Consider the following 12,152-nt stretch of genomic DNA (forward strand, 5'->3'; position numbering starts at 1 on the left):
TTGAAGTAAGCGAAATGTACATTTCAAATGCGCGCATTTGACCTGGTAGGGGGCGGGTTTTCGGGGATCAGACTGGGCGTGGTTTGAACGTCCAGCCTTCGAGGCTGGGACTATTTCGGCAGTTTCTTTTGAGCTCGTTCGATTTGCTGAATACTCGTATCGGGCGCTGGCAATTTTTCGGGCATCGTTCCGCCCAGTTCATGAATCGTTTTTCGCACCTTTTGGCCTACTGCAAAATGCGTTTGATTCGCACGCTGTTTGCCCGTGATGCCATCCCGCCGCAGCTTCTCCTCGGTCTGGGTCGCCCGGAACAGATTGGCAGCGAGTTCCGTGCTGCCCATGTGGTCGAGGATCTTCTGGCTCTTTTTTAGACCTTTCCTGGCGTGGATTTCCTTGCTGCCAAGGCCGCCGTACAGACCTTTGTAGCCGTGATCCTGAAAGATTGTGTAGTCGATTGGCGTCTCGACACCGGCGTCCTTGGCGGCTGCGGCCAGGTGCTTGTTGTGCGTCACTAATTCGTTGCGAATCGCGAGACGGCGCTCGTCCTCGCCGAGCTGGGCAACCTTCGCATCGTCGGTGAGTTCCTGGCGGCGCGTCTGCAGCGCGAAATAGGTTTGCCCGTTAGCGATTACCGGTTTCGATGGATCGCCATTCTGCACGATCAGGTAGCAGGCGTAGCGAGACAGGCATACGTCATCTATCGGGCGCTGCGCGCCGGAACCTATCCCGACCATTTTGCGCATGTCCGCAAAATGGTTTTCCACCTGTTGCCCGCTCTGACGGCAGGCTTCCCGCGCCTTATCCAGCACGGGCAGAAAGTTGCGCCATTGCGGGTACAGAACCTTGCGAAGAGGCACAATCGCTTCGAGTCCATAACGCGACACGCACGCCTCCTGCGTCCTTCATTTCCTCAGTGCGTCGGGGACCTTGATCCTGTAAACCCGTCCGCCGAGGACTACGCTCGCATGGCGCAGTGGCTCGTTCCTGGAGTGGAAAATGAGCCTCGTCCCCGCCGTTGCCGGAACCGTTGCCACCACCAATTCCTCGGCCGTCGGCCTTTCCGGACGCATCCTGATCGCAATTGCGGCGGCCGTTCTCTTCGGTCCGATCGGGCTTGTGCCGCTGCTCGGAGACGAGCCGAAAGTTACGCCGAGGCCTGAATGGACTGTAATGGATGGCGCCAGGGAAGCGCGTCCATCAATCGATGCACGGCTCGCAAGCGATGGACTCACGATAGACGACACGTTCAGAGAGATCGAGGAGCCGCCGAAGCTGGCTGGCGGCGATCCACGATGGGGGCGGTAGATGCGCACCACCGGACAAAGTCAGTCCGATCCGATCGGACGATGCCCGGTTGCGAGGTTTATCTGAAAAAGCGCCCAGACCACGAAGGCCCGGGCGAAGCCATCGGGAGTCCGATGACGGAGGTATTCGATGCGAGACTGGCCCGCTGCCGGACATTGCCGCGCTGGCGAGCCAGTTCTTTAAACAGGAACGCGCTGGGGTGCTGCGCGCTCAGACCGCGATGCTCAGGCCGGATACTTTTGGCATCCTGCCAGGGCGTCCGAAATCAACGCATCAGGGATGGTTGTACATCGTGTTCCAGTCGGCCTTCGACACTGCCGGGCGTGCTGCGTCAGACGAACCACTCGCGACACCGCCGTAACCGCTCGTTGCGCCGTTTTGTGCAGCCACTTTGGCTTCGGCAGCCTGAACGTCGGCCGGGTAGTACGGGTCTTGGCCGCGAGCCGGGTTATAGCCGGCCTTTTCGAGTTGAACCAGTTCAGCACGCACTTGCGCGCGGGTGACGGGCTGGTTCGATTGAGCGAACACAGCAACCGGAGCAGCAAGGGCGGCGGCAACAACAACGGCTTGAATCAGGGACTTCATGGTACTTACCTCCAGACTTTGTTTTCTTCTGCTACGAACAGCCCTGTTCGTAAATCAGTGACTACAGTCTATGAGGATTGCGGTTCAGGGTTAACACCTAGTATGAGAAGGCATTCTTTCAGCAGGCAGCAGAATCCCGGCATCTCCGCGCAAACGCCCGTCAAGCAAGGCGAAGCGGCCCCCCGGACCGAACAGCGCAGCACCGCCAGCCGCACCCGCCGCCTGCGCGGCTGTGCAACGACCGTGCTCTTCGGGCGGATCGGACTTGTGCCGCGACTCGGAGACGAGCCAAAAGCCACGCCGCGACCAGAATGGACTGTTGTCGACGGTGCCGCGAAAGCGCGCACACCAATCGATGCGCGGCTCCGAAGCGATGGACTGACGGTCGACGGTGAAGTCCGGGAGATCAAGAAACCGCCGAAGCTGGCTGGCGGCGATCCTCGACGGGGGCGATAGATGCGCACCACTGGACAGCGTCAATCCGATCGGATCGAACGATGCCCAGTTGCGAGGGGCTTCTGAAAAAGCGCCCAGGCCGTAAGGCCCGACCGAAGCCATCGGGAGTCCGATGGCGGAGGTATACGAAATGGAGCTGGTCCGCAGCCGGACATTGCCGCGCTAGCGAACCAGCTCTTTAAACAGGAACGCGCAGGGGTGCTGCGCGCTCAGCCTGCGATGCTCAGGCCGGATACTTTTGGCGTCCTGTCAGTACATCCGAAATCAATGCATTAGTGATGGCTGTACATCGCGTCCCAGTCGGCCTTTGACACTGCCGGGCGTCCTGCATCGGACGAACCGATCGCAACACCGCCGTAACCGCTCGTCGCGCCGTTTTGCGCGGCCACCTTCGCTTCGGCGGCCTGGATCGCGTCGGGGTAGTGCGCTTGATCGCCATCGCCAACGTGATACCCCGCCTTCTCAAGCTGAATGAGTTCCTCGCGGACCTGGGCGCGGGTCACCGGGCCGTTCGACTGTGCGAACGAGGCAACCGGCACAACAAGGGCAACGGCAACCGCAACGGCCGGGATCAGGGACTTCATGATTACTACCTCCATTGACTTTTGTTAGCGGTGCGACGACTTGTCTGCATCCGATGAGTGAAAGTCTAGGAGCATTGAGTTCAAGGGTTAACACCTAGTACGCTAAGGCATTGTTCCAGCCCGTAGCAGAATTCTGGCATCTCCGCACAAACGCCCGTCAAGCAAGGCGAAGCGGCCCCCTGGGCCGCAACACGGAAGCGCGGACGCCGCCCGCGCGGCTGTGCCGAGAACACTGCCAACCGCTCCACCTTGAAAATTTCGCCCGTACAGCTGGTGGGCAAGCCAGCCATTCGCGGCAAGGTTGTACGCAGTGTCACTGCCTGGCGAACCGATCAAGTTGGAAACCGTGGCACGCTGGAGATCCTGTCCGATTTCCCGAAGCGTGCCGGGCGCGTTCGGATCAATGCCATAGTCGGCGCCGTTCATAGCCTGCGTAAAGGCGGACCGGCATGGCATCAACCGGATCTGTGGCACCTGCCCGGCGTTCATCGTGCGCGTGCCGAGGCCGTTACTCGCCAATCGTGACCATCGGCTCGCGCTCTCCATGCAGTGTGTACCGGTAGCGCCAGACCTTGGAGCCGGACGTCATCGACGTTGGACAACCGTGAGCAACCGGTTATTTTCCAATACAAAACCGGCTGAAAATCACGCCAAGTAAATCATCGGATGTGAATTCGCCCGTGATGGAATTAAGCGCTTCCTGAGCAAGCCGCAATTCCTCGGCGAAAAGATCGAGCGCCTGCGCATTCTGGTCCGCGTGCGCGCTCGCCTGGTCGAGATGTTCGCGCGCTTCGCGCAGCGCGATCAGATGACGCTCGCGCGCCAGATAGACGCTCTGCGCGTCGGCCTGCCAGCCCGCGATGCGCAGCAGTTCGGCACGCAGCAGTCCAATGCCGTCACCCTGTTTCGCCGAGAGCCGCACTTCGCACAACTCGCCGCCATCGGGCAGAGCGAGCGTGGCGGCCACCGGCGCGTTGTCGGTCAGGTCAGTCTTGTTGAGCACGCGCACCACAGGAACGCCAGCGGGAAAACGCGCCGCAATCGCGTGGTCTTCCGTTGTCATCCCCGTGCGGGCGTCGAGCAGATGCAGCACGACATCGGCGCGGCCGATCTCGTTCCACGTGCGCTCGATGCCGATCTTCTCGACCTCGTCTTCCGTATCGCGCAGGCCCGCCGTGTCGATCACGTGCAGCGGGATGCCCTCGATCTGGATCGTCTGCGAGATTTTGTCGCGAGTCGTCCCGGCCACCGGCGTCACGATCGCGAGTTCGGCGCCCGCGAGCGCGTTCAGCAGCGACGACTTGCCGACGTTAGGCTGCCCCGCGAGCACGACCGCAAGACCTTCACGCAACAGCGCGCCCTGACGCGCTTCCGAGAGCACGTGGTCGAGCTGCGCGCGAATGTGCGCGAGCTTGCCGCGCGCATCGGCGGCTTCGAGAAAGTCGATCTCTTCTTCGGGAAAGTCGAGCGTCGCCTCGACGAGCATACGCAGCGTGACCATGTCGTCGACGAGTGCGTGGATATCGCGCGAAAACGCGCCTTCGAGCGAACGTCCCGCCGATCGCACCGCGGCTTCGGTGCTGGCCTCGATCAGGTCGGCGACGGCCTCGGCTTGCGCGAGGTCGAGCTTGTCGTTGAGGAACGCACGGCGCGTGAATTCGCCGGGCTCGGCGAGCCGCAGTCCGAACCCGCGCCCGACCTCGATGCAGCGCTGCAGCACGAGCTGGAGCACGATCGGGCCGCCGTGGCCCTGCAGTTCGACCACGTGTTCGCCGGTATACGAATTCGGTGCGGGGAAGTAGAGCGCGATGCCGCGGTCGAGCGCTTCGCCGTTGCCGTCGAGGAACGGCACGTAATGCGCGTGGCGCGACGCGAGCGCCTGGCCCGTGAGGGCGTGCATCAGCGCCTCGGCGGCGGCAGCGCCCGCACGGCCTGCCGACACGCGCACGACGCCGATCCCGCCGCGTCCGGGCGCAGTGGCAATGGCGACGATGGGATCGGAATCGGTGGCGAGCATGGCGGACGGAAGTTTCGATTGCGGGAGAAGCGGGTCGAAGCGCGCCGTGGTGGCGGACGCGAAAGTGCGTGGCATTGTAACGCGACGAAGTGAGGCGCTTTTCGCGAAGCCGCGGCGCATGCCGGGCCCGAAGGTCCGGCAAATCCGGATCTATCTTGTATTAGATAAGATTGATCTTGCCATCGCCCGTCGGGTCTCTTGAGTGATCTGCGTAAATTCTGTCAGAATTCAAGTGCCTGTGGTGCTTGCTCAAATCGATCGAGATACAGTCTTCCGGGCTGACCCAGGCGAAGTGTTACGTACTCGCGCTAAATGTAGCCCGATTGGTTGCCTTCTTCGTCGAAATAGGGTCGCACAATCTCGGCCATGCCGACCATGGAAGAAAAAGCCGCTTTTTCCGAACGTTTGAAGTTCGCGATGAAGCGCGCATCAGAAAAGCTGCGCGGCAGCACCGACCTCGCCTTGCACTTCAACCTGCGCCACCACGGAGAGCATCCGGTGTCGCCGCAAACCGTGCACAAGTGGCTGAGCGGCCGGACCATTCCCACCGACGACAAACTCCGCACCCTCGCCGACTGGTTCAAGGTCGATGTCCACTGGCTGCATTACGGGCCGCCGCCGAGCGGCATGACGGCGGCGGTGCCCAAACCGCTCAGGCGTGACGAGAAGTATCCGCTGTCGCCGGAGACGATCGAACTGGCCTCGAAAATCGAAGCCCTGAGTCCGCATCACCGCTATCTGGTTCAGGAATTGATCGCCGAGTTCTACGGCGACGCCGAACGCCGCTGACGCGCGCCGGCATCGCAGCACGTGGCGCCACAACGCACCACATCGCAGCACGGCGCAGCACAGCGCGCAGGCGACAAAAAAAGCCGCCCGGCTTGCACCGGGCGGCTTTGTCTTTTATGGCTCGACGTCGAGCGTGCGCGGACGGCGTCGCCACCGCCCGCTTAAGGCTCAGCTGGCTTTTTCCAGCTTCTTGCCTTTGCCCATCATGCGCGTGATGTAGTACTGCTGCGCGATCGAGAGCACGTTGTTGACGACGTAGTACAGCACGAGGCCAGCCGGGAAGAAGAAGAACATGACCGAGAACGCGATCGGCATGAACATCATCATCTTGGCCTGCACGGGGTCCGGCGGCGTCGGGTTCAGGCGGGTCTGCAGGAACATCGAGACGGCCATCAGCACCGGCAGGATGTAGAACGGATCCTGCTGCGACAGGTCGTGAATCCAGAGAATCCACGGCGCGCCGCGCATTTCCACCGACGAGAGCAGCACCCAGTACAGCGAGATGAACACCGGAATCTGGATCACGACCGGCAGGCAGCCGCCGAACGGATTGACCTTCTCGGTCTTGTACAACTCCATGAGCGCGGCGTTCATCTTCTGCGGATCGCCCTTGAAGCGTTCACGCAGCGCCTGCATGCGCGGCGTGATCTCCTTCATGCGCGCCATCGACTTGTAGCTCGCCGCCGACAGCGGGAAGAACACCGCCTTGATGAGCACCGTGAGCAGGACGATCGACCAGCCCCAGTTGCCGACGAAGCCGTGGATCTTCTCGAGCAGCCAGAAAAGCGGCTTCGCGATGATCGTGACCCAGCCGTAGTCCTTCACGAGTTCGAGGCCCGGGGCGATGCCTTCGAGCATGCGCTCCTCTTGCGGACCGGCGAACAGGCGCGCCTGCACGTTCTGGGTCGCGCCCGGCGCAATCGCGCCAAGCTGCTGCTGCACGCCGACGCGATAGAGCGAGTTGTCGAAGCGCTCGACGTAGACCTTGCGGTTCACGCCCTGCTGCGGAATCCACGCGGTCGCGAAGTAGTGCTGCACCATCGCAACCCAGCCGTTGTCGGCCTGCTTCGTGAATTCGGCCTTGCCCTTGTCGATGTCGGAGAAGGTGATCTTCTGGAAGTGGTGCTCGTTCGAGTACACCGCCGGTCCGATGAAGGTGTGCGAGAAGCGCGGCGTTTCCACCGGCTGGCTGTCGCGCACGAGCTCCATGTAGAGCGTGGGCGAAACCGGCGCCGTGCCGACGTTCTGCACCTTCCAGTCCACGCCGATCACATAGCTGCCGCGCGTGAATGTGTAGGTCTTCGTGACCTTCACGCCGCCCTTCACCGGCGAATCGAAGCTGATCTGGAACGCGTTGGCGTCGCCCGTCAGCTCGCGCGGACCGGAGCCGGGCGTGAACACGTCGGTGTGGTTCGGGAAGTCGCCGCCGAACAGGCCCGTACGCGCGAGGTAGGTGTGGTCGTTCGTGTGGTCGAACAGCGTGACGAACTGGTCGGGGTGCGTGCCGTCGGCTTCCTTGACGAGCGCGAGCCGCGTGAGCGTGCCGCCGCGCGTGTCGATCGTGCCGTCGTAGACGTCCGTGCGGAAGTGCACGAGCTGCGCTGCGGCTTCAGCCGGCTGCGCCGCGTTCGCCGCCGGGGCCTGGCCGGTCGCGGCGGTCGACGGCAATTCAGCCGCGGCTGCCGGCGAGCCCGACTGGGGCGGTGCGCTCGTGGCGTTTTGCGTCTGCGTCGCGCTCGGGAAGAACATCGACTGGCGTCCGTGGTCGCGCTGCCAGTTGTCGTACAACATGACAGCTGACATGAAGAAGATGACCCATAGGACGGTGCGTTTGATATCCATGCGTTGTCTCAGTGTCGATGGAATGGCGCGTCAGCGCTTGTTCGGGGTGACTGGCGGAACCGGATCGTAGCCGCCTGCGGAAAACGGGTGGCAGCGGCACAGTCGCCGCGCGGCGAGGTAAGTACCATGCGCGGCGCCATGATACTGGATTGCCTCGCGCGCGTAATCCGAACACGAAGGATAAAAACGGCATCGGCTGCCGAGCAGGGGACTCACGGCCAGCTTGTAGAAACGCAGTAACGCGATCAAAACCGTTTGCATGGCGTTGCGGCCGGACTGCGCCGCTCCGAAAAACGAATGGCGGGCCACGCGCGCGGTCGCGGCGGGGACGCCCGGCTCGCGCGTGCGACTCATGATGCGGCCGGGGCGTCCGGCACGTCCGGCGAACCCGGAACCGGCCTGGCCGCTTCGGCGTTTTTGGCCTTGTCAGCCGCTGTGACCTGCGGCGCGCTACGCGCGCGCGCCGCTTCGCGCGCGGCCTTGCCCAGCAGCATCTCGATCTCGTCGCGGCACAAGGCCTTGAGCGACGGCGACGACGCGCCCGGCATCGCCTTGCGGTCGAACTTCGTGTGCAGGCGCAGGAGCAGGTCGAACCCGTCGAACTGCGCGCGCTTTACGCGAAACGCCTCGCGCGCGATACGGCGCACGAGGTTGCGCGTCACCGCGCGCGGCGCGAACTTCTTGCCGATCACCAGCCCGAGGCGCGCGGCGCCTCCCGTCGGCCGTCCGTACACGACGAAGTGCGCGGAGCGGCGCCACGGGCGCAAACGAAAAACGGATGAGAACTCATCCGTTTTCAGTAGCCTTGCGGCCTTCGGGAAAGCGGCTTGCGTTCGCGACGGCATGATATCCGCATCGTCCGCTGTGTCGGCTTCCGCTGCAAGCGCGTGCGACGCGCTACGGGTGGTATCGCGAATGGCGATGCTGCCCGACGCAGTGATCTGCGCGGTTGTCAGAGCAGTTACTCGCGCAGTTGCGTGCTTAGACGGCGAGACGCTTGCGACCCTTCGCACGGCGTGCGTTGATCACTTTGCGGCCACCAGCGGTCTTCATGCGGACGCGGAAGCCGTGGGTGCGCTTACGGCGCGTAACGGAAGGTTGGAAAGTACGTTTCATGTTGCTCTCACTTGTTGAGAATTGACCGCGGCGAGCATCGCGGAAAAAAGCAATGGCCGGTGGTACAGGGATTGGTTTTCGCGGAACCCGCTATTTAAGCCGGTTTTTCGTTGGCCGTCAATAGGTTAGGGTGTTGAAACGCATTGTGCGCTGCAAGCGGGCTACGCGCGGATTACGTCGCAGCGCCTCGATCGGTCCCTGTGGATAACTTCCTGGCCGGGGGATTTCGGCGGTAGAATCTCGCCTATCCAAGAATCCTGCATGCCGCTCCGGCCAGCCTGTCAGTCGCAAATTCCTTGCGCTACGGGCACCCGGAGCTGTTGCCGTCGCCCGTCAGGGCCTCGTCGCGCAAGGGTAGTCCCGGTGCGGCTGGAGCGGCGCGGCGGCAATGCGTGCAGACAAAACTAACACAGCAACTCGATGAACGATTTCTGGCAACACTGTTCCGCACTGCTGGAGCGTGAGCTGACGCCCCAGCAGTACGTGACGTGGATTAAACCGTTGGCCCCGGTTGCCTTCGATGCTGCTGCGAACACGCTGCAGATCGCCGCTCCTAACCGCTTCAAACTCGACTGGGTCAAGAGCCAGTTCTCGGGCCGCATCTCCGATATGGCGCGCGATTTCTGGCAAATGCCGGTCGACGTCCAGTTCGTCCTCGATCCGAAAGCGGGCATGCGCGCGCCGGTTGCGGCCGCACCGCGCACGCCGCTCGCGAGCAGCGCGGGCGTGCCCGAAACGGCCGCAGCGCCTGCGATGCAGGCTGGCGGCCTCGCGGCGAGTCTCTCGGCCCTGACGCAGACGATGCCGGTGTCCGCCGTGGCGCCGGGCGCGGCTGCGCACGTAGCCAACGACGCAGCCGACCTCGATCTGCCCAGCCTCGACGCGAACGAAGCGGCCGCGGGCCGCCGCGCATGGCGCCCGGGCCAGGGCGCAGCCGCTGCGGCGTCGGGCAGCGAGTCCGATCCGTCCTACGAGCGCTCGAAGCTGAACCCGGTGCTGACGTTCGACAATTTCGTCACCGGCAAGGCGAACCAGCTTGCGCGCGCGGCGGCGATCCAGGTCGCCGACAACCCCGGCATCTCCTACAACCCGCTCTTCCTGTACGGCGGCGTCGGCCTCGGCAAGACTCACCTGATCCACGCGATCGGCAATCAGCTGCTGATGGACAAGCCGGGCGCGCGAATCCGCTACATCCACGCCGAACAGTACGTTTCGGACGTCGTGAAGGCGTACCAGCGCAAGGCGTTCGACGACTTCAAGCGCTACTACCACTCGCTCGACCTGCTGCTGATCGACGACATCCAGTTCTTCTCGGGCAAGTCGCGCACGCAGGAGGAATTCTTCTACGCGTTCGAGGCGCTGGTCGCGAACAAGGCGCAGGTCATCATCACGAGCGACACATACCCGAAGGAAATCTCCGGAATCGACGACCGCCTGATTTCGCGCTTCGACTCCGGCCTGACGGTGGCGATCGAGCCGCCCGAACTGGAAATGCGCGTGGCGATCCTGATGCGCAAGGCGCAGTCGGAAGGCGTGAGCCTGAACGAGGACGTCGCGTTCTTCGTCGCCAAGCACCTGCGCTCGAACGTGCGCGAGCTGGAAGGCGCGCTGCGCAAGATCCTCGCGTATTCGAAGTTCCATGGCCGCGAAATCTCGATCGAGCTGACCAGGGAAGCGCTCAAAGACCTGCTGACGGTTCAGAACCGGCAGATTTCGGTCGAAAACATTCAGAAGACGGTCGCCGATTTCTACAACATCAAGGTCGCCGACATGTATTCGAAGAAGCGTCCGGCGAACATCGCACGGCCACGGCAGATCGCCATGTACCTCGCGAAGGAGCTGACGCAGAAGAGCCTGCCGGAGATCGGCGAGCTGTTCGGCGGCCGCGACCACACGACGGTGCTGCACGCGGTGCGCAAGATCGCCGACGAGCGCGGCAAGGACGCGCAGTTGAACCACGAACTGCACGTGCTGGAGCAGACGCTCAAGGGCTAAGTTCCGTGCTGAACCGCGCTGGCGGCGCGTTTCGCGTGGGGAAGCCTGTTTATTTCGCGGATCAGCCCCAATTTAGGGAACTGAACTGTTTTCAGGCACAATATGGGTTTAACCGCCCGCAGGATCGGGCGGAATTCACGCCGCGGCTGCTAGCAGCTACCAGCAAGATGCCAGCGATTGCGGCTGCCGGCGCCCGGATCGCAGATCGGGCGCTGGACGGGGTGCGCAGGCCGTCACATCAACGAAGGAACTTTATGCAACTGGTCAAGACCGAACGCGATAACCTCCTCAGGCCGCTGCAAACGGTGAGCGGCATTGTCGAACGCCGCCACACGTTGCCGATCCTCGCCAATCTGCTGATCACCAAGAACGGTTCCGACGTCTCGTTCCTTTCGACGGATCTCGAGCTTCAGATCACCACGCACGCCGATTTCGGCGTGGGCAACGACCAGGTTGCCACGACCGTCGCCGCCCGCAAGCTGCTCGACATCCTGCGCGCGATGCCCGACGGGCAGGTCACGCTCACGCTCGCCGACAAGCGCCTGACCGTGCAGTCGGGCAAGAGCCGCTTCGCGCTGCAGACGCTCGCCGCCGACGAATTTCCCACCGTCGCCCAGACCACGGATTTCGGCGCGAGCCTCGCGGTGCCGCAAAAGACCTTCCGGCAGCTGCTCGGCATGGTCTACTTCGCGATGGCGCAGCAGGACATCCGCTACTACCTGAACGGCATGCTGCTTGTCGTGGACGGCGACCAGCTGATGGCGGTCGCGACCGACGGCCACCGCCTCGCGTTTTCGTCGATGAAGATCGAAGGCTCGTTCGCGCGCCAGGAAGTCATCATCCCGCGCAAGACGATCCTCGAACTCCAGCGCCTGCTCGAAGACATCGACGACGTGCTGAAGATCGACATCGGCGCGACCCAGGTGAAGTTCACCTTCGGCCAGGTCGAACTCGTCTCGAAGCTCGTGGAAGGCAAGTTCCCCGACTTCCAGCGCGTCATACCGAAGGCGCACAAGAACACCTTCCAGATCGGCCGCGAAGAGCTGCAGCGCTCGCTGCAGCGGGCGGCGATTCTCACGTCCGACAAGTTCAAGGGCGTGCGCTGCATCATCGAGCCGGGCCAGCTCAAGATCATGTCGACGAACGCGGATCAGGAAGAGGCCCAGGAAGAACTGGAAATCGCCTACCAGGGCGACACCATCGACATCGGGTTCAACGTCACGTATCTGCTCGACGTCCTGGCGAACCTGAAGATCGACATGCTGGAAGTGAGTCTCGGCGACTCCAGCTCCAGTGCACTCATCACGATTCCCGAGAACGAGGAATTCAAATACGTGGTGATGCCGATGCGCATTTAAAAAGCGCGACAGAAGAAGAACTCCAGGGGGCGCTGCGCCCCTTTGGCGTTTTTATGGCTTTTCGAAAAGCCCCGAGCAGTAACGCTGGCAGTACAGCAGAACCGG

At 62.8% G+C, this 12,152-nt stretch carries 14 protein-coding genes; 5 read left to right on the forward strand and 9 right to left on the reverse strand.

Translation table 11 applies throughout. The features are described 5' to 3' along the window. Positions 1–110: 110 nt before the first annotated feature. Positions 111–884 (reverse strand): DNA damage-inducible protein D, encoded by a 774-nt coding sequence (dinD, locus tag ACFPTO_RS10590; RefSeq protein WP_377711324.1) that lies wholly within the window; start codon positions 882–884, stop codon positions 111–113. Positions 885–996: 112 nt separating this feature from the next. Between dinD and ACFPTO_RS10595 the strand changes: the two genes are divergently transcribed. Then, entirely contained in the window at positions 997–1,305 is a 309-nt protein-coding gene (locus ACFPTO_RS10595; protein WP_377711325.1) for a hypothetical protein, read from the forward strand. 273 nt (positions 1,306–1,578) lie between these two features. Here ACFPTO_RS10595 and ACFPTO_RS10600 read toward each other — a convergent pair whose 3' ends face one another. From ACFPTO_RS10600 to ACFPTO_RS10610, 3 genes are all read right to left on the reverse strand, one after another. Further along, the gene (locus ACFPTO_RS10600) at positions 1,579–1,890 is read right to left on the reverse strand and encodes a DUF4148 domain-containing protein (protein WP_377711326.1); all 312 of its coding nucleotides are present in this window, start codon (positions 1,888–1,890) and stop codon (positions 1,579–1,581) included. Between the two features lie 90 nt (positions 1,891–1,980). Then, complete coding sequence (locus ACFPTO_RS10605) at positions 1,981–2,448, reverse strand: hypothetical protein (RefSeq protein WP_377711327.1); 468 nt, start codon at positions 2,446–2,448, stop codon at positions 1,981–1,983. A 170-nt stretch (positions 2,449–2,618) separates the two neighbouring features. Continuing rightward, positions 2,619–2,930: a DUF4148 domain-containing protein gene (locus ACFPTO_RS10610; protein WP_377711328.1), complete on the reverse strand. Its 312-nt coding sequence runs from the start codon at positions 2,928–2,930 to the stop codon at positions 2,619–2,621. A 249-nt stretch (positions 2,931–3,179) separates the two neighbouring features. Between ACFPTO_RS10610 and ACFPTO_RS10615 the strand changes: the two genes are divergently transcribed. Beyond that, on the forward strand, positions 3,180–3,455 hold the full coding sequence (locus tag ACFPTO_RS10615) for a hypothetical protein (RefSeq protein WP_377711329.1): 276 nt from the start codon (positions 3,180–3,182) through the stop codon (positions 3,453–3,455). A 91-nt stretch (positions 3,456–3,546) separates the two neighbouring features. Here ACFPTO_RS10615 and mnmE read toward each other — a convergent pair whose 3' ends face one another. After that, positions 3,547–4,947 carry a tRNA uridine-5-carboxymethylaminomethyl(34) synthesis GTPase MnmE gene (mnmE, locus tag ACFPTO_RS10620; RefSeq protein ID WP_377711717.1) on the reverse strand — a complete coding sequence of 467 codons (1,401 nt, stop codon included), beginning with the start codon at positions 4,945–4,947 and terminating at the stop codon, positions 3,547–3,549. Positions 4,948–5,313: 366 nt separating this feature from the next. Here mnmE and ACFPTO_RS10625 point away from each other — a divergent pair, with 366 nt between their 5' ends. After that, entirely contained in the window at positions 5,314–5,736 is a 423-nt protein-coding gene (locus ACFPTO_RS10625) for a transcriptional regulator (RefSeq protein WP_377711330.1), read from the forward strand. Positions 5,737–5,904: 168 nt separating this feature from the next. Here the strand turns inward: ACFPTO_RS10625 and yidC are convergent, their stop codons facing one another. The 4 genes from yidC to rpmH form a co-directional block, all read right to left on the reverse strand. After that, positions 5,905–7,578: a membrane protein insertase YidC gene (gene yidC, locus ACFPTO_RS10630; RefSeq protein WP_377711331.1), complete on the reverse strand. Its 1,674-nt coding sequence runs from the start codon at positions 7,576–7,578 to the stop codon at positions 5,905–5,907. A gap of 30 nt (positions 7,579–7,608) precedes the next feature. Beyond that, complete coding sequence (gene yidD / locus ACFPTO_RS10635) at positions 7,609–7,839, reverse strand: membrane protein insertion efficiency factor YidD (RefSeq protein ID WP_124151565.1); 231 nt, start codon at positions 7,837–7,839, stop codon at positions 7,609–7,611. An 89-nt stretch (positions 7,840–7,928) separates the two neighbouring features. After that, positions 7,929–8,423, reverse strand: a complete 495-nt coding sequence (locus ACFPTO_RS10640; protein ID WP_377711332.1) for a ribonuclease P protein component — start codon at positions 8,421–8,423, stop codon at positions 7,929–7,931. A gap of 136 nt (positions 8,424–8,559) precedes the next feature. After that, positions 8,560–8,694: a 50S ribosomal protein L34 gene (gene rpmH, locus ACFPTO_RS10645; protein ID WP_026120950.1), complete on the reverse strand. Its 135-nt coding sequence runs from the start codon at positions 8,692–8,694 to the stop codon at positions 8,560–8,562. Positions 8,695–9,114: 420 nt separating this feature from the next. On the opposite strand from rpmH, the gene dnaA reads away from it, so the two are divergent. After that, a complete protein-coding gene (gene dnaA, locus ACFPTO_RS10650) occupies positions 9,115–10,689 on the forward strand; it encodes a chromosomal replication initiator protein DnaA (RefSeq protein ID WP_377711333.1) in 1,575 nt (524 codons plus the stop codon). 254 nt (positions 10,690–10,943) lie between these two features. After that, the gene (gene dnaN / locus ACFPTO_RS10655; RefSeq protein WP_377711334.1) at positions 10,944–12,047 is read left to right on the forward strand and encodes a DNA polymerase III subunit beta; all 1,104 of its coding nucleotides are present in this window, start codon (positions 10,944–10,946) and stop codon (positions 12,045–12,047) included. The last annotated feature ends 105 nt before the right edge of the window (positions 12,048–12,152 follow it).

It is taken from the genome of Paraburkholderia denitrificans, from assembly GCF_042655705.1.
Taxonomy (GTDB): Bacteria; Pseudomonadota; Gammaproteobacteria; order Burkholderiales; family Burkholderiaceae; genus Paraburkholderia; species Paraburkholderia denitrificans.